Genomic DNA, 15679 nt, shown 5'->3' on the forward strand with positions numbered 1-15679 from the left:
GCGATGGGGGAGATGCGGGGGCGGCGCAGCGTCGTGGTGACGTTTGCGAGCACGTTCGACGCGCTCGAGGCGGAGCGGTGCTGCGGGCGCGCGGGCGTGCCGGGGAGGCTCATCCCCACGCCCTCTCACCTCTCCGCCAACTGCGGCCTGGCGTGGCGGCTGCCGCCGGACGCGGCGTCCCGGTCCGCCTTCGAGCGCGCGGTCGCGGGCGCGGTCGTCCCGGCGGCTTTCGTCGAGGTCCTCGGCTGAGGGGCTCGCCCGGCGGGGTCCCGCCGGCGCCCGCGGGCGAGAGGACGGGTTTATAGCCCCCGCGAGGCGGCTGCCGCCGGCGAGATTGCCCCCGGCGGCACCCGAGAGAGAGGAGATCATCATGGCGGACGCGGTCAAACTCACCAAGCTGGCGGACTGCGCCGGGTGCGGCGCTAAGGTGGGCGCCGGCATGCTGGCGCGGCTCTTCGAGGGGTTCAGCGCCCCGCGCGACCCCAACCTCATCGTGGGGTTCGACCATGCGGACGACGCTGCCGTCTACCGCCTCGCACCGGACCTCGCCCTCGTCGAGACCGTCGACTTCTTTCCTCCCATGGTGGACGACCCCTATGTCTTCGGGCAGGTTGCTGCCGCCAACGCGCTCTCCGACCTCTATGCCATGGGGGCGCGGCCCATCATGGCCCTCAATATCATGGCGGTGCCGGAGGACATGCCCCAAGACGCCGTCCGCGCCATCCTGCGCGGCGGGGCGGCCATGGTGGCGGAGGCGGGAGCCTCGCTCGCCGGCGGGCACAGCATCTACGACGCCGAGCCCAAGTACGGCATGGCGGTGACGGGCCTCGTCGACCCGGCGCGCATCGTCCGCAACGACACGGCGCAGGTGGGCGACGCGCTCGTCTACACCAAGCCCCTCGGCATCGGCATCGCGGCGACGGCCGTCAAGGGCGGCGTCGCCCACCCGGACCTCGAGGAGGCGATGGTCGACGCCATGGTCACGCTCAACCGTGCGGCGGCCGAGGTCATGATGGCGCACGCGGTGCACGCGGCCACCGACATCACGGGTTTCGCCGTGCTCGGCCACGTACTCGAGATGGTGACGGGCGCCGATGCCGCCGCCGAGCTCGATCCGGACGCGTTCCTGCTGCTGCCGGGGGTCCGCGACCTCGCGGCGATGGGCATCCTGCCCGCCGCCGTCTACCGCAACCGCCGCTATGCGGAGGGGGCGGTCGAGGTGGGATCCACGCCGCTCGACCTTGCCGACGTGCTGTACGACCCTGAGACCTCGGGCGGCCTCATGATGGCGGTGGCGGCGGCGGACGCGCCCGCGCTCGTCGACGACCTCGTGCGGGCGGGCGTGCCCGCGCGCCGCGTGGGCCGCATCGTCGCGCCGGACGCCGTGCCCCCGGGCAAGCGCATCGTGCTCACCGCGCGCTAGAGCGGTGCACGCCTGATTAAGCTATTTGCAGGTATCTTGCCAGATGTGGGGTTTATCAGTACGATAGCCCCCTATGGAGGAGGGACGGGTCCGTGCGCGCGGTGCCGTCCCGGGAGAGGGGAGCACCCATGAGCAAGACCGTCATCGCATCTGCCGCGGCGCCCGCCGCCGTCGGCCCGTACTCCGCCGGCATCGACGCCGGCGCCACCGTCTACCTGTCCGGCCAGCTCGGTCTGAACCCTGAGACGGGCACGCTCGCCGAGGGCGTCGAGGCCCAGGCGCGCCAGTCGCTCGCCAACGTGGGCGCGCTGCTCGAGGCCGCGGGCCTCACCTATGCGGACGTCGTGAAGACAACCGTCCTTCTGGCCGACATCAGCGACTTCGCCGCCGTCAACGCGGTGTACGCCGAGGTCTTCCCCGAGCCGTTCCCGGCGCGCAGCTGCTTCGCCGTGGGCGCGCTCCCCATGGGCGGCCTGGTGGAGATCGAGGTCATCGCGCAGCGCGCGCAGTAGGGGGGGCGCATGGCATCCACGACTAAGACGTCCGCTCCCGGCACCGGTGCGGGCGAGCTCTTCAAGCTCGAGGGCAAGCCCTCGTTCGGCGAGGCGTTCCCGCAGGCGATGCAGCACGTGCTCGCCATGCTCGTCGGCAACATCACCCCGCCCATGCTCATCGCCGGCACGTGCGGGCTTTCCGCCGCCGACCAGACCATGCTCATGCAGTCGGCCATGATCATCGGCGGGCTCACCACGCTCGTGCAGCTCTATCCCGTCTTCGGGTTCGGCATGGGGCTCCCGAGCGTCATGGGCGTGGCCTTCGCCTACATGCCGATCCTCACCACCATCGGTATGGAGTACGGCATCTCGGCCATCTTCGGCTCGCAGCTCGTCGCGGCGTTCGCCTCCATCTTCATCGGCATGTTCATCGGGCGCATCCGGCGCTTCTTCCCGCCCATCGTCTGCGGGACCGTCGTGCTCGCCATCGGCCTCTCGCTCTACAGCACGGCCATCAACTACTTCGGCGGCGGCTCCGCGGCGCAGGCGGCCGGCACCTTCGGCTCCGGTCAGTTCTGGATCCTGGCGCTCGTCACGCTGGCAACCACGCTCGCCTGCAGCCTGCTCGGCAAGGGCTACATCAAGGTCTCGGGCATGCTCATCGGCATCGGCGTCGGCTACGTCATCGCGCTTGTCATGGGCGGCATTGTCGACTTCAGCCCCGTGGCGGAGGCCGCTATCGTCTCCGCGCCCATCCCGCTGCACTTCGGGCTCGAGTTCCACCCCGACGCCATCCTCATGATGATCCTCATGTACATCGTGCAGGCCGTGCAGACCATCGGAGACGTCTCCTCGACCGCCATGGGCGGCTTCGGGCGCGACGCGTCCGACACCGAGCTCGGCGGTGCCATCAAGGGTCAGGGCATCTGCGGCATGATCGGCGCTCTCATCGGCGGCCTGCCGACCGACCCCTTCAGCCAGAACGTCGGCCTCATCTGCACCACCAAGGTCGTTGCCAAGCGCGTCTTTCTGATTGTGGGCGCCATCATGCTCATCGCCGGCTTCTGCCCCAAGCTCATGTCGCTCATGGCTACGATCCCGCAGCCCGTGCTCGGCGGCGCCACCATCACGGTCTTCGCCGCCATCACGCTCTCGGGCATCCAGCTCATCAGCGAGCAGCCGCTCAACTACCGCAACCGCATGATCGTGGGCATCTCGCTCGCGCTCGGCGTCGGCATCGCGGGCGCCCCGGCTATCCTGCAGTTCGCGCCCGAGCTCGTGCAGAACGTGTTCGGCAGCTCGCTCGTTGTCGCCTTCATCGCCGTGTTCCTCCTGAACCTCGTCGTGCCGGAGGACAACACCGAGGAGTAGCGCCCGCCGAAGGCCGGCTGCCCCGCCCCGGCATCAGCATGCTGGAACGGAAGTGTCAGCTTTCGTTCGGCGGCTTGACGGGCGCGCGCGATGCGCTACGCTAATCGCATATGTTCGTACAAGTTGCGCGACGGCTCCGGCCGTCGCGTCCCGTATCGCGCCTAGGGGAGTGCCTATGCCTGCCGGCCTGCTGCCTATCATCTATCTTGCCTTTATCGGTCTCGGTCTGCCCGACTCCGCTATCGGATCAGCTTGGCCCACCATGGCGCCCGATCTCGGTGCCGGCGTCTCCTGGGTGGGCGTCGTCACCATGATCATCTCGGCGGGCACGATCTTGTCGAGCCTGCAATCCGTGCGCGTGGTCGAGCGCTTCGGCACGGGGCGGGTGACGGCGGTGAGCGTAGGGCTCACCGCGGCTGCGCTCGCGGGGTTCTCGGTGGCGACGGAGTTCTGGCAGCTTTGCCTTCTGGCGATTCCGTACGGTCTCGGTGCGGGTGCGGTCGACGCCGCCCTCAACACCTATGTCGCCGTGCACTACGAGTCGCAGCACATGAGCTGGCTTCACTGCATGTGGGGCGTGGGCGCAAGCGGCGGTCCCCTCATCATGGCGCAGTGCCTCGGAGTGGGCTCGTGGTCGCTGGGCTTTCTGGTGCTCGGCGGCTTGCAGCTTGCGATCGTCATCGTGTTGACGCTGTCGTTGCCGCTCTGGCGCGACAAGGCGCTTCCGCGGATGGCAGACGATGCGGACGACGCGGGCTCCGGGGACGCCGAGGGCGCGCCCATCTCGCGCCGTGCGCTCCTGCGACGCGACGGCGTGCTCGCGGTGCTCATCTGCTTCTTCTGCTATTGCGCGCTCGAGAGCACGTGCGGCGTCTGGGCGGCGAGCTACTGCACGTTCGCCCGCGGCATCGATGCGCAGACGGCGGCGAGCTGGGCGTCGCTCTTCTATATCGGCATCACCTTGGGGCGCGGGGTGAGCGGCTTCATCTCGCTCAAAGTCTCCGACCACAACATGATCCGCTTGGGCCAGGCGCTCATAGCCCTCGGCATCGGCGCCATGCTGCTGCCCTTGGGAGACACGGTGCTCCTCGTCGGCCTCGTCCTCGTCGGCCTCGGCTGCGCGCCCATCTACCCCTCCATCATCCACGCTACGCCGGCGCGCTTTGGGGATGACGTCGCGCTCGCTCTCACCGGTATGCAGATGGCCTTCGCCTACGTGGGCACGCTCGTCGTATCGCCGCTCTTCGGCGTGATCGGCCAGGGGATTAGCATGGAGCTGTACCCGCCGTATCTGCTCGTCTTTCTGCTGGTCATGGTCGTCGCCGCAGAGAAGGTCAACGCGCTCATGCGCCGGCGCGCGGCATAAGGGGGTGCCATGCTCGGCTGCGTCATCATGGCGGCGGGCGCGGGGACGCGCTTTAGCGGCAACAAGCTCTTGGCGTCGCTGGGCGACGCGGTGGTGGTCGAGCGGACCATCCGCTCGGTGCCCCCCGTATTCGAGACGGTCGTGGTGACGCGCTGGCCTGAGGTGCGCGTCCGGGCGGAGGCTGCGGGCGTGCGATGCGTCGCGCCCGCAGGGGCGGAGCGCAGCGCCTCGGTGCGGGCGGGGCTCGCGGTGGGCGCGGCGCGCTGGGACGGCTGCGTGTTTCTCTCCGGCGACCAGCCGCTCGTGCGCCCCGAGAGCCTCGCATCGCTCGCCGCGGCGCATCGTGCGGAGCCCGAGCGGGTCCTTCGCCTCTCATACGGCGGCGTCATGGCGGCGCCCGTACTCTTTCCGCGGCGGCTGTTCGCCGCGCTCTCGGCGCTCACCGGCGCCGACGGCGGCCGCTCGCTTCTGACGGGAGAGGATGTGCGCGCGGTAGAGGCGTTCGGCCCCGAGGAGCTCTTCGATATCGATACCCGCGCCGACCTCGTCTCGGTGCGCGCCGCGCTGTCAGCGGGCGCCGTCGGCTTCCGCCCGCGCCCGGGCGCATAGCCTCGTGGGGTGGTCGAGCAGGTACACGGGCTCATCGAGGGCGCGGGCCAAGCGCGCGGCGCGCGTGCCGGCGCCGGGAAGCGCCCCATGGGTGACGGCGAGGACGAAGCGCGCCCCGGGCGGTAGATGGAGGGCCCCCTCGGTCCGCTCGCGCTCGACGACGGCGGCGACGTGCTCGGGGGTGAGCGCCTCGTGCGGGGCGGCGCCCGCGCGCACGCAGAAGAGCTCGGGGCGGTGCGCCACCTCGGAGAGCGGGCGGCCGAACGCCTGGGCTCCCACCACGTCGATCACCAGGCGCGCCGCGGCGGGGATGACGGGCTCGTGGGCGGCGTGCGCCTTGGCGGGCAGCCCGCGCGAGCCGTCCGCCTCGACAAAGACGTAATCGGCGATGCCGGCAAGCGTCTCCCACGGGAGCGCCGGGGCGGCGAGCTTGCCGTCTTGCGCGGGCGTGCCGCAGCAGACGACGGCGCGCTCGTCGAGCATCCCTTCGAGCTCGGCGGCGTCGGCACCCGTGTACACCGGGCAGCGCTGGGCGCGCCGGATGTGGGTGGACGTGGTGATGAGCGCCGTCGCGCCACCGCGCGCCACGGCGCGCGCGAGGACGTCCATCAACGTCGACTTTCCGCCGCTCCCGATGATGGCTGTTATGCCGGGCTCGACCCCCAGCATCTCGGCGACATCGTCGTACGCGCGCTTCTCGAGCACGGCCCCTCCTTCCAGCGAGCCGCCCGCCTCCCGGGCGATCCCTGCACTTTCATTATGGTACGCGGCCGATGCGGGCGCCGCGTATACAATCTTCCTATGCAATCTGCGGTATGCGCCGGCGATGGGGTGAAAAGGGGACGACATGCTTGTATTCGTGCGAGGGGCGGGGGACTTGGCGACAGGTATCGCCGTAAGGCTTTTCCGCGCGGGGTGCGCGGTCTCGATGACCGATATAGCCCAGCCCACGACCGTCCGTCGGACCGTCGCCTTCTCGGAGGCCGTCCGCTTGGGCGAGACGGAGGTCGAGGGCGTGCGCGCCCGCTGCGTGCCGGATGCGGCGGCGGCCGAGGCGTGCATGGCCGAGGGCTTGGTCGCGGTCCTGGTCGACCCCGGGGCGGAGGCGCTGCCGGAGCTTGGCCCCGACGCCGTGGTCGATGCCATCATCGCCAAGCGGAACCTCGGCACCGCGATCGACATGGCGCGCGCCGTCATCGGGGTGGGCCCCGGCTTCACGGCGGGCGTGGACTGCCATGCCGTCGTCGAGACGCGCCGCGGCCACAACCTCGGCCGCGTCATCTGGGAGGGGTCGGCGGAGCCCGACACCGGCGTCCCCGGCATCATTGCGGGGCACGGGGCGGACCGGGTGCTCCGCGCCCCGGCGGCGGGCGCCTTCGAGCCCGTGCGCGCCATCGGCGACACGGTGCGCGCGGGGGACGTCGTCGCCACGGTGGCGGGCTCGCCCGTGCCGGCGACCATCGACGGCGTGCTGCGCGGGCTCCTGGCGCCCGGGGTGCCCGTGGAGCCGGGTATGAAGGCGGGGGATATCGACCCGCGCGGCGTCGCGGCGCACTGCTTCAGCATATCGGACAAGGCGCGCGCCGTCGGCGGGGGCGTGCTGGAGGCGGTGCTCGCGCTGACGGGCGCGCTCGGATAGCGGCCGCGCCGGCTTGCCGGGCGCGTGCCCTCAGAAGGGACGGGGAGGACGCAATGGACGAGAAGATGCTTGCGGCGCTTGCGGAGGCGCTCCGGAGACGGGAGGTGGTCGAGCTGGCCTCCGTCGTGGCGACGGAGGGCTCGGCGCCCCGTAAGGCGGGGGCGCTGCTCGCGGTCTTCGCCGACGGCCGCGTGCAGGGCACCGTCGGCGGCGGTTCGCTCGAGCGCCTCGTTATCGGGCGCGCCTCCAAGCTCAGGGAGGAGGGGGCGTCTGAAGTGCGGCGCTTCGGCATCGACAGCCCCAGAAGCGCCACGGGCATGATCTGCGGCGGCGCGGTGACGGTGTGCCTTGCCGCGGTGGCGCCGGAGGCGGCGGACGCCGCGGCTGCGCTTGCCGCCTGCGTTCGCGAGAACCGGCGCAGCTGCCTGGTTTTCGAGCTGCCCGAGACGGGGGAGCCGACGGTCGGCGCCCTCTGGCGCGACGAGGGAGGGGAGCGCGTTCAGGCGCGCCTGACGCATACCCGCGCCGGGCGCAGCGAGGCGGAGGCGCTGCAGGCGGCCGCCGGCGAGGGGGGACCGGCGCCCGCGGCGCTTCTCGTCTCCTCCGATGCCCTCACCGGCGAGCGCGCCGAGCGGGCCCTCGCCCTCGATGAGGCGGGTATCGTGGACGGCATGCTCGTGCTTCCCATCGCTGCCGGGGGACGGGCCATCATCTTCGGCGCGGGTCATGTGGGCGCGGCGCTCGTGCCGGTGCTCGCCGGCCTCGGCCACCCCGTCGTCCTCTGCGACGACCGCCCGGAGCTCGCCCGCCCCGAGCTTCACCCTGCGGCCTCCCGTGTCGTCTGCGCGCCCTACGGCGAGGCGCTCGAGCGCGTCGCCATAGGCCCGCGCGACCAGGTGGTGGCGTGCACGGCGAGCCATGCGACCGATGCGCTCGTCGTCACCGCGGCGCTCGGCGCGCATCCGCGCTTCCTCGGATGCCTTGGCAGCAAGAAGAAGACGGCCTACATCCATCGCAGGCTCGCCGAGGCGGGCTTTGCGCCCGAGGAGATCGCCCGCCTGCACATGCCGGTGGGCCTGCCGCTGGGCGATGAGACGCCGGCGGAGATCGCCATCTCGATCGCCGCGCAGATGATCGCGGTGCGCCACGGCGTCGACCTGCCGCATTAGCGCACGGTTCCGCCCTGTTGCCGTGAGCTGCGGCACGTAGGGGCCCTCTGTGCGGGCGCGGTCCGGTTCTCGGCGGGCCCGCACGGAAGCTCAGCTTGCCGGGGAGCTCAGGTCGCCGGTCACGCGATAGTGGCCGACGACCTCCTCAGGGCGCCGCGCGAGCACGTCCTCCTCATAGGCGCGCTGCCAGGGTCCCTCGTGATGGATGAGGTAGGGGATGCCGTCGGCGTCGCAGCGGTCGGAGACGATCCCCACATGCTCGGGGAGGACCGCGATGTCGCCCGGCTCCCAGGCGTCCCGATCGTACACGTCGGTCGTGAGCGCCCGCGCGTGCCGCTCGAAGAACACCTGCTGGTTGCGCACGCGCCTAAAGTCGATCGCGGGGTCCGGCTCGGCGATGCCGTAGGCTTCCGGGCCGCGCTCGATGTCGGCCGCCATGAGGGTCTTGAGGTCGTAGCCTGCAGCAAGCAGTCCGCGGGCAACGACGTCTGTGCACACGCCGCACCCGTCGTCTGGCCAGCCCTCGGCGTAATACGCGCTGCGATAGCGGGGGCGCGTGGCCACATAGGCGAGGGCGCCCTCGAGTATGTCCGTCTGATCGTCGATGCCATCGCCGTCGGCATCGCCTGCATCTGCGCGCGCGGGCACGGTGCGCGCGGTGCCGCCTTCGGGGCGCGCCGTCGAGGTGATGCACAGATTGCCGGTGCCGATGAGGAGCGCGCCCGCTGCGATCGCGAGTGTCAGCAGGGAGGTGAGGCCGAACGCGAGGCGGTGTCGACTCATGGGTACCTCCTCGAAAGGCGGCGGCGGATGCAGGGGGCGCCGAGGTGCGGTGCCTGCAGCGGATAACGGTTATCGTCGCAGGTTGCGAGGTCGACCTTCATTGTAGCAAGATGACTGCCCGCCGATCGCCCGCCCTGTCACCGATGGCAGTTTGCCCCTTCGACTTTCGGTCCTGCCGTGTATGGAATCGGACGGATTTCCATTGCAGGGATCTTTTGGTGCGCGGGAGACCGGTTGACACCTTAGTGCGCACATTGCCGCGCGTTTCGCCCTAACGTGCCGCGCCGGACATAAAGCTCGGTAATGAACCCGCTTGTGTACGCGCGTGTGATGGACGGATGCAAATCGCCCCACGCCCCACGCTCCGTTGAGAGGTTTGCCAGTTTTTGCGTCTGCCGTTGCCGCGCTTCGCGATTCAACGTATACTATCGCCTACGGACGTCGGGACGTGGCGCAGTTTGGTAGCGCGCCTGCTTTGGGAGCAGGATGTCGCAGGTTCAAATCCTGTCGTCCCGACCACACGCGGGCGTAGTTCATCGGTAGAACCTCAGCCTTCCAAGCTGATGAGGCGGGTTCGACTCCCGTCGCCCGCTCCATCGTGCGATACGACCCGGTGCCCGCAAGCGCCGGGTCTTTTGGTTTGGCGGAGGGGTTCTCGACGTGTACGGTGGCAACGATAAGGGGTTCGAAGAGGTCGCAGTCGAGGTTAAGGAGCGCGTCATCGGGCAGGACGCGGCGGTTGACTGGCTCTGTACGTTTGTCGACGCTGCCTGCGAGCGCTCGCGCCGTGTGGTAGAGGATGGTGTGAACCCCCAGCTTCTGCCCAACATCGCCTCGGCGCTTCTCGTGGGCCCTACCGCATCGGGCAAATCTCACCTGCTCAAGACGTTCGCAACCGCCGCGGGCCTCCACTTTCACCAGATCGATGGCGGTCAGATGACGGGGGAGGGCTGGCGGGGCAACTCGTTCAGCGAACAGTGGCTTCAGTTTACATATATACTTATGTAAAAAAGAGAGTCCCTGGAGATCGATGGGGTGAGCACCATGCCGGTTGTCCTGCCGATATCTGAGATGCAGCGCAACAGCGCCGCGCTCGCTGACGAGGCGATGCGCAGCAAGGAGCCTATCTATCTGACGCGTCACGGTAAATCGGCCGTCGTTGTGATGGATGCGGCCGAGTTCGACCGGCGCATGGCGTTTCGCGACGCCCTGGTTGCTCGTGAAGAGCGTGTCTTGGCTGGCATCATGCAGGGGCATCGCGAGATCGCCGAGGGGCACGGGGTCCCGCTTGAAGAGGCCCTCGCTGGCCTTGGAGCAGATTGGGGTGTCTGATGGAGCGTCACGAGGTGGTGCTGGCGCCTTCCGTCATCGCCGCTATGGCCTCCATCACTTCGAAGGATGACGCGCGTCGCGTGCGCCGTCGGTTGGAGGCACTGGCGTTCGCTCCCCATATGGGAATGGTATATGATCCGGCTTACGATTCGGCGCGGCCTCCTCATGAGGTGCTGGTAACCTTTGCGGGGCATTTTGGGATCTATTACACGTTCGATGAGGAGGCCGACGAGGTGCACGTTGAGTATCTGGAGGACTCCCGACGCGACCCGATGGGCAAGTTTCAGCGCTAGCGGCCCCGTGTCCTTTGTTCGCTTGTGGGTATAGCGCGTCCTTTCGATTTCCCCTTCGAGCTGTGGATGCTGCCTTCGGCGAGCTGCCCGAACGCATCGACCACTTCTTTGGCGTCGCGGGCCTTTCCGGTGCGCGCACCGGCTATTGGACCACCTTCACCGTCAACTTCATCGCGAACAAGTACATCACCGACACCTATATGAGCGAGCGCATGGCCGCAGGCGGCGCCATCGTGTACGTGACCTCATGCGGCGGCCTTATGTGGGAGAACTGGCGCCGCGAATACGTCAAGATCATGGATTGCACCACCTGGGGCGAGATGATCGCCATTATGAAGCGCGCCTCGCCACCTCGGAGGAGATGGCCGAGCCCATCGTGTACCTCAACTCGGATATGGCGGGCTTTGTCTCGGGACTCATGTTCATCGCGGACATGGGCCAAAACTGTGAGAAGGTGCTTGGACGCGCCGGGAACCAGCTCGATGTGCCGGCCGCGCTCAAGCTCTACAACACGGGCTTCTTCCAGAAGATTCTCGCCAAGCAGGCGGGATAGACGCCGCTGCGGGGTTGCCCGCGCAGGGCGCGCATGGGCAAGAACAGCCCGCCGTAGCGTTCGTGACCGATTTTGCGTGGGTTGTTACATCGCCTTGCCGCTCGCCGACCGCTGCCCGTTTCTGCCTCAGATATGACCGTACTATGGAGGTGCGCGTTGCCCGTCTCGATGGCAACGGGAGAGGAAGGAGATTCGTATGAGGGCCGTTCCCGCGTTTCTGTCCGTGTTCTGCTTGTCGGCAGCGCTCCTTGCGGGGTGCACCCAGGGCGCGCCTGCGGGCTCCGTGTCGACCGAGGGGTCCGCGCCCGCTGCGGTGGAGGAGGAGACCCCCGAGCCCGTTATGACCAACTGGAAGGAGAGTGCGTTCTACGCGCGCCCTGCTACCGAGGCCATCTCAGATCTTGAGCTGCTCTCCTTTGAGGTCTCAGATGCATATTACGATGGGAGCGAAGAGAACGATTACAGCTACTTCTTTATCACCCTGACCGGTGAGCTCGAGCAGCCGCTCATCGAGGGGACAAGTGAGAGCATTCAGATCTCTCTGACCATCGACCAGCCGGTGTTTACGAGCGATTCCGAGCGGACGCTGGAGACGCTCGATCCCGCGACCATCGTCACGGGGGTGGATGTCACCATGTACCACTCCGAGGTGGACTCTTCGGAATGGGAGGGTCTGGCGCAGCAGGCGGTCGACGCGTTCGGCCTCGAGCCCATGACGAGCTCCTCGACCGCGCCGAGCCCGTTCGATGAGACTAGGATGCTCGGTAATTATTCCGGTCCCACGACCTTTAACGGCCAGGCGACTGAGTATTTGGTCATCATCAGCCTGATGGACGAGGGTTTCGACATCCCCGAGCCCGATATGCCGCTGTATGTCGATGTGGCGCTCTTCTATGTGATTCCGGAAGCGTAGGTAGCCGTCCCTTTGTCCCGTGCAGATAACCCGTAGCCCCTGCGGGCAAGGTTTGGTGACATGCCGCCTTGCCCGCAGTGGCATCTGTAGGGTCTCTATAATCTGCTCCGCTGCAGGGGGCATTACGAGTGAGGTGCTCGGAGCGTATGCTGTTGTGTCGGTTTGGGGCTACCGCAGGAAAAGCCGGATGACCTTGTCCTTCCACGCGGCGTAGGGCTGGTAGCGAAGCGGCATGTCGATCCAGTTGTACTTCTTCAGGACCGACTTCTCGTGGCTGAAGGTGCGGAAGCTGTAGATGCCGTGGTAGCTTCCCATGCCCGAGGCGCCCACGCCGCCGAAGCCCATGGCGCTCGTGGCGAGGTGGAGCACCGTGTCGTTGACGCAGCCGCCGCCAAAGGGCACGTGCCTGAGGAAGCGGTCCTCGAGCGCCTTGCTCTGCGTGAAGAGATAGAGGGCGAGCGGCTTGGGGCGCGCTTTGATGAATGCCTCCGCCTCCTCGATCGTCTTATAGGTGATGAGGGGCATGATGGGCCCGAAGATCTCCTCGCCCATGACGGCGTCCTCGGCGGTGACGCCGTCCATCACCGTCGGCTCGATCTGGAGGGTCTGGGCGTCGCTGCCTCCGCCCCAGACCACCTTGGCAGGGTCGATGAGGCCCGAGAGGCGGTCGAAGTGCTTCTTGTTGATGATCTTGCCCCAGGCGGGGTTCTCGAGCGGACGCTCGCCGAGCATCTGCTCGATTTGCCTTATCACCTCGGCGAGAAACGCATCGTGCACGCGCTCGTCCACCAAGACGTAGTCGGGCGCCACGCACGTCTGACCGCAGTTGAGGTACTTGCCAAACACCACGCGCGCTGCGGCGACGCGCAGGTTGGCGTCGGCGGCAATGATGCAGGGGCTCTTGCCACCGAGCTCGAGCGTGACGGGTGTGAGGTGCTCCGACGCTTTGCTCATGACGAGCTTGCCCACGGTGACGCCGCCCGTGAAGAAGATGTAGTCGAAGGTCTGGTCGAGGAGCTCGGCGTTCTCCGCGCGGCCTCCTTCCACCACGGCGACATACTCCGCCGGCAGCGCCTCGGCGACGACCTGCCGTATGACCGCTGAGGTCGCCGGGGAGTAGGCGCTCGGCTTGAGCGCGCACGTGTTGCCGGCGGCGATGGCGCCCGCAAGCGGTTCCATGGTGAGCATGAAGGGGTAGTTCCAGGGGCTCATGATGAGCGCGACGCCATAGGGCTCGGCCACCGTGAAGCTTGTTGCATGGAAGTTGGCGAGTCCGGTGGGCTTGCGGTGGCGGCGCGCCCAGCGGCGCACGTGCCGCAGCTGGTAGCGGAGCTCGGCCAGGGTGAGGCCGACCTCGCACATGTAGCTCTCGGTCGCGGATTTGCCGAGGTCTTTGTAGAGGGCGGCGTTGATGTCGTCCTCATGCGCGACGATGGAGCGCTCGAGGGCGCGGAGCGCCTCGATGCGCGCCTCGACGGGGATGGTCGCCCCGGTTGAGAAATAGGCGCGGCAGCGCTCGACGGTTTCCTGGATGGACACGGTATCTCCTCGCTAGCGGTTGGTGCGGATTCGGGAGCCGGCCCGGCGGGCGGCGCGGCGCGCACGGCGGATCTGCGTGCGCACGGCGTGCGCGAGGCGGTGCGGCAGGCTCGCGGCGGGCATGCGGGCGGCGTCGGTCGCGGAGCCGGCGACGCCCTCCGTCTCAGCCGCCTGCTCGCCCGATTCGTCGGCGGCGCCCGCGGGGGCGGGTTCCTGCACGCTATGGTACAGGCTCTCGAGCTCGGTCGCATCCATGAGGAGCGGCACGGGGTAAAGCAGGTTGCCCTCGGCGTCGGCGCGCTTCGCCATGACGGGGATGTCCTCGTCGCCGAGCGGGAAGATGCGGCTCCAGGTGATCGAGAAGCGGTAGACGCCGAAGCCCATCTCGGCCATGAGGGCGATGTGCTCCTTCCAATGATGGTAGCCGTCGACGGCGCGGTGGCCCCGCGGTGCGAGCGCGTGGGAGCTCTTCGAGCTTGTGGCGCGCGAGCTCGCATGCTGAGCGCGCGGCCACCCCGGGGCGGACGCCCGCTTCGGAGGCGCCCGGACGGCGCCGGGGCTTTCCCGGGCGCGTTTCGGTTTCGTGGCGGAGATGTTGCAGCTCCATTACGCGCCCGGTAGCGACGTCGTTTTTTCGCGCGTTCCCGAGTACACTTGCGAAGGCAAAAAGGAGCGATCCACGCGCGGCCGCATGCGTCGTTCGGCCCGCGTCCTCCCGTCACCGTTGTTTTCAGAAGGAGAGTAGCATGAGCTATACGCAGAGGATTATCGACGAGCTTAAGGACCGTTACGCCGACCAGCCCGAGTTCATCCAGGCTGCGACCGAGGTGCTCGAGTCGCTCGAGCCCGCCGTCGAGGCGCATCCGGAGTACGAGGAGGCGTCGCTACTCGAGCGCCTCGTCGAGCCCGAGCGCGTCATCATGTTCCGCGTGCCGTGGGTGGATGACGAGGGCAAGGTTCAGGTGAACCGCGGATACCGCGTGGAGTTCAACTCCGCTATCGGCCCCTACAAGGGCGGCCTGCGCTTCAACCCCACGGTGACGCTCGGCATGCTCAAGTTCCTCGGTTTCGAGCAGATCTTCAAGAACGCCCTCACCACCCTGCCTATGGGCGGCGGCAAGGGCGGCTCCGACTTCGACCCCAAGGGCAAGTCCAACCGTGAGATCATGGCATTCTGCCAGAGCTTCATGACCGAGCTCTGCCGCCACATCGGCCCCAACACCGACGTGCCTGCGGGCGACCTCGGCGTCGGCGGCCGCGAGATCGGCTACCTGTTCGGTCAGTACAAGCGTCTGCGCAACGAGTGGTCCGGCGTGCTCACCGGCAAGGGCCTCACCTTCGGCGGTTCGCTCGCGCGCACCGAGGCCACGGGCTACGGCCTCGTCTACTTCGTGGACGAGTACCTGAAGAGCCGCGGCGACAGCTTTGCCGGCAAGAAGGTCGTCGTGCACGGCTCGGGCAACGTCGCCATCTACGCGATCCAGAAGGTCTCCCAGCTCGGCGGCACCGTCATCGCCTGCTCCGACACCAAGGGTTGGGTCGAGGACCCCGCGGGCATCGACTATACGGTGCTCGAGCACATCTACAACCAGAAGCGCTCCGGCCACGATAAGGGCGTCAGCCTGGCCCTGTACGTGGACGAGCGCCCCGGTGCCACCTGGCACGCGGAGGACGGCCGCGGCGTGTGGCAGCTCCCCTGCGACATCGCGCTGCCCTGCGCGCGCGAGAACACGCTTCTGCTCGAGGACGCCGAGGCGCTGGTGGCCAACGGCTGCAAGGTCGTGGGCGAGGGCGCCAACATGCCCACCACGCTCGAGGCGACCGCCTACCTCAAGGACCACGGCGTCGCCTTCATGCCGGGCAAGGCTGCGAACGCCGGCGGCGTGCTCGTCTCCGGCCTGGAGATGAGCCAGAACGCCGAGCACCTCTCTTGGACGTTCGAGGAGGTCGACGGCAAGCTCGAGAGCCTCATGCGCGACATGTTCCACAACGTGGACGACACGGCGCGCGCCTACGGCCACGAGGGCGACTTCGTCATGGGCGCCAACATCGCCGGCTTCACCAAGGTGGCCGATGCCATGATGGCGCAGGGCGTCTGCTAGGCGGGGCACCTGCGCGCGGAGAGGCGCCCTGCGCCCTCCGCGATGATGTTCGCCCATAGGGGCGGTGCGTGCACTTCACGTCCGCCGGGCTCC

Annotated in this window: 17 protein-coding genes, 2 tRNA genes and 1 pseudogene; 16 read left to right on the top strand and 4 right to left on the bottom strand. The window is 68.4% G+C overall.

Features of this window, described 5'->3' with window-relative positions; genetic code table 11:
* The first annotated feature begins 3 nt into the window (after positions 1-3).
* The 6 genes from B5F70_RS00355 (at position 4) to B5F70_RS00380 (ending at position 5263) form a co-directional block, all read left to right on the top strand.
* Positions 4-249: a DUF3343 domain-containing protein gene (locus B5F70_RS00355; protein ID WP_087203582.1), complete on the top strand. Its 246-nt coding sequence runs from the start codon at positions 4-6 to the stop codon at positions 247-249.
* Between the two features lie 121 nt (positions 250-370).
* Positions 371-1423 carry a selenide, water dikinase SelD gene (gene selD, locus B5F70_RS00360; RefSeq protein WP_087203583.1) on the top strand — a complete coding sequence of 351 codons (1053 nt, stop codon included), beginning with the start codon at positions 371-373 and terminating at the stop codon, positions 1421-1423.
* A gap of 128 nt (positions 1424-1551) precedes the next feature.
* Positions 1552-1935, top strand: coding sequence for a Rid family detoxifying hydrolase (locus B5F70_RS00365; RefSeq protein ID WP_087203584.1), 384 nt, complete (start codon positions 1552-1554; stop codon positions 1933-1935).
* A 9-nt stretch (positions 1936-1944) separates the two neighbouring features.
* Positions 1945-3288, top strand: a complete 1344-nt coding sequence (locus tag B5F70_RS00370; RefSeq protein WP_087203585.1) for a solute carrier family 23 protein — start codon at positions 1945-1947, stop codon at positions 3286-3288.
* A 175-nt stretch (positions 3289-3463) separates the two neighbouring features.
* Positions 3464-4654, top strand: coding sequence for an MFS transporter (locus B5F70_RS00375; RefSeq protein WP_204573088.1), 1191 nt, complete (start codon positions 3464-3466; stop codon positions 4652-4654).
* Positions 4655-4663: 9 nt separating this feature from the next.
* On the top strand, positions 4664-5263 hold the full coding sequence (locus B5F70_RS00380; RefSeq protein WP_087203586.1) for a nucleotidyltransferase family protein: 600 nt from the start codon (positions 4664-4666) through the stop codon (positions 5261-5263).
* Here the strand turns inward: B5F70_RS00380 and yqeC are convergent.
* Positions 5222-5968 carry a selenium cofactor biosynthesis protein YqeC gene (gene yqeC, locus B5F70_RS00385; RefSeq protein WP_158094896.1) on the bottom strand — a complete coding sequence of 249 codons (747 nt, stop codon included), beginning with the start codon at positions 5966-5968 and terminating at the stop codon, positions 5222-5224. The two genes, B5F70_RS00380 and yqeC, sit on opposite strands and share 42 nt — an antisense overlap.
* A 142-nt stretch (positions 5969-6110) precedes the next feature.
* Between yqeC and yqeB the strand changes: the two genes are divergently transcribed.
* Both yqeB and B5F70_RS00395 read left to right on the top strand, forming a co-directional pair.
* Complete coding sequence (yqeB, locus tag B5F70_RS00390) at positions 6111-6902, top strand: selenium-dependent molybdenum cofactor biosynthesis protein YqeB (RefSeq protein WP_087203588.1); 792 nt, start codon at positions 6111-6113, stop codon at positions 6900-6902.
* A gap of 53 nt (positions 6903-6955) precedes the next feature.
* The gene (locus B5F70_RS00395; protein ID WP_087203589.1) at positions 6956-8071 is read left to right on the top strand and encodes an XdhC/CoxI family protein; all 1116 of its coding nucleotides are present in this window, start codon (positions 6956-6958) and stop codon (positions 8069-8071) included.
* Positions 8072-8161: 90 nt separating this feature from the next.
* On the opposite strand, the gene B5F70_RS00400 is transcribed toward B5F70_RS00395, so the two are convergent.
* The gene (locus B5F70_RS00400) at positions 8162-8854 is read right to left on the bottom strand and encodes a DUF1287 domain-containing protein (protein WP_087203590.1); all 693 of its coding nucleotides are present in this window, start codon (positions 8852-8854) and stop codon (positions 8162-8164) included.
* 442 nt (positions 8855-9296) lie between these two features.
* On the opposite strand from B5F70_RS00400, the gene B5F70_RS00405 reads away from it, so the two are divergent.
* The 7 genes from B5F70_RS00405 to B5F70_RS00435 all read left to right on the top strand — a co-directional run bounded on the left by B5F70_RS00405 (position 9297) and on the right by B5F70_RS00435 (position 11945).
* Positions 9297-9373 (top strand) — tRNA-Pro (locus B5F70_RS00405).
* Between the two features lie 3 nt (positions 9374-9376).
* Positions 9377-9450 (top strand) — tRNA-Gly (locus B5F70_RS00410).
* Between the two features lie 64 nt (positions 9451-9514).
* Positions 9515-9862: a hypothetical protein gene (locus B5F70_RS00415; RefSeq protein ID WP_087203591.1), complete on the top strand. Its 348-nt coding sequence runs from the start codon at positions 9515-9517 to the stop codon at positions 9860-9862.
* 36 nt (positions 9863-9898) lie between these two features.
* Entirely contained in the window at positions 9899-10186 is a 288-nt protein-coding gene (locus B5F70_RS00420) for a type II toxin-antitoxin system Phd/YefM family antitoxin (RefSeq protein ID WP_239463003.1), read from the top strand.
* Positions 10186-10479, top strand: coding sequence for a hypothetical protein (locus tag B5F70_RS00425; protein ID WP_087203592.1), 294 nt, complete (start codon positions 10186-10188; stop codon positions 10477-10479). Before B5F70_RS00420 ends, B5F70_RS00425 begins: the two co-directional genes overlap by 1 nt.
* A gap of 361 nt (positions 10480-10840) precedes the next feature.
* Positions 10841-11032: a hypothetical protein gene (locus B5F70_RS00430; protein WP_087203593.1), complete on the top strand. Its 192-nt coding sequence runs from the start codon at positions 10841-10843 to the stop codon at positions 11030-11032.
* A gap of 196 nt (positions 11033-11228) precedes the next feature.
* Positions 11229-11945 carry a hypothetical protein gene (locus tag B5F70_RS00435; protein WP_087203594.1) on the top strand — a complete coding sequence of 239 codons (717 nt, stop codon included), beginning with the start codon at positions 11229-11231 and terminating at the stop codon, positions 11943-11945.
* A gap of 168 nt (positions 11946-12113) precedes the next feature.
* On the opposite strand, the gene B5F70_RS00440 is transcribed toward B5F70_RS00435, so the two are convergent.
* Both B5F70_RS00440 and B5F70_RS10815 read right to left on the bottom strand, forming a co-directional pair.
* The gene (locus tag B5F70_RS00440) at positions 12114-13484 is read right to left on the bottom strand and encodes an aldehyde dehydrogenase (RefSeq protein ID WP_087203595.1); all 1371 of its coding nucleotides are present in this window, start codon (positions 13482-13484) and stop codon (positions 12114-12116) included.
* Positions 13485-13796: 312 nt separating this feature from the next.
* Positions 13797-13925: pseudogene (locus B5F70_RS10815) on the bottom strand (family 1 glycosylhydrolase); the annotation flags it as partial.
* 305 nt (positions 13926-14230) lie between these two features.
* Between B5F70_RS10815 and gdhA the strand changes: the two are divergent.
* Positions 14231-15586: an NADP-specific glutamate dehydrogenase gene (gene gdhA, locus B5F70_RS00450; protein WP_087203597.1), complete on the top strand. Its 1356-nt coding sequence runs from the start codon at positions 14231-14233 to the stop codon at positions 15584-15586.
* Positions 15587-15679: the final 93 nt, after the last annotated feature.

This window comes from Collinsella sp. An268 (assembly GCF_002159765.1).
Lineage (GTDB): Bacteria > Actinomycetota > Coriobacteriia > Coriobacteriales > Coriobacteriaceae > Coprousia.

Coding starts and splice junctions, on each gene's coding strand:
- B5F70_RS00420 (WP_239463003.1), top strand. CDS start 9,899: ATGCCGGTTGTCCTGCCGATATCTGAGATGCAGCGCAACAGCGCCGCG.
- B5F70_RS00395 (WP_087203589.1), top strand. CDS start 6,956: ATGGACGAGAAGATGCTTGCGGCGCTTGCGGAGGCGCTCCGGAGACGG.
- B5F70_RS00355 (WP_087203582.1), top strand. CDS start 4: ATGGGGGAGATGCGGGGGCGGCGCAGCGTCGTGGTGACGTTTGCGAGC.
- B5F70_RS00430 (WP_087203593.1), top strand. CDS start 10,841: ATGGCCGAGCCCATCGTGTACCTCAACTCGGATATGGCGGGCTTTGTC.
- B5F70_RS00435 (WP_087203594.1), top strand. CDS start 11,229: ATGAGGGCCGTTCCCGCGTTTCTGTCCGTGTTCTGCTTGTCGGCAGCG.
- B5F70_RS00425 (WP_087203592.1), top strand. CDS start 10,186: ATGGAGCGTCACGAGGTGGTGCTGGCGCCTTCCGTCATCGCCGCTATG.
- gdhA (WP_087203597.1), top strand. CDS start 14,231: ATGAGCTATACGCAGAGGATTATCGACGAGCTTAAGGACCGTTACGCC.
- B5F70_RS00380 (WP_087203586.1), top strand. CDS start 4,664: ATGCTCGGCTGCGTCATCATGGCGGCGGGCGCGGGGACGCGCTTTAGC.
- yqeB (WP_087203588.1), top strand. CDS start 6,111: ATGCTTGTATTCGTGCGAGGGGCGGGGGACTTGGCGACAGGTATCGCC.
- B5F70_RS00375 (WP_204573088.1), top strand. CDS start 3,464: ATGCCTGCCGGCCTGCTGCCTATCATCTATCTTGCCTTTATCGGTCTC.
- B5F70_RS00370 (WP_087203585.1), top strand. CDS start 1,945: ATGGCATCCACGACTAAGACGTCCGCTCCCGGCACCGGTGCGGGCGAG.
- selD (WP_087203583.1), top strand. CDS start 371: ATGGCGGACGCGGTCAAACTCACCAAGCTGGCGGACTGCGCCGGGTGC.
- B5F70_RS00365 (WP_087203584.1), top strand. CDS start 1,552: ATGAGCAAGACCGTCATCGCATCTGCCGCGGCGCCCGCCGCCGTCGGC.
- B5F70_RS00400 (WP_087203590.1), bottom strand. CDS start 8,854: ATGAGTCGACACCGCCTCGCGTTCGGCCTCACCTCCCTGCTGACACTC.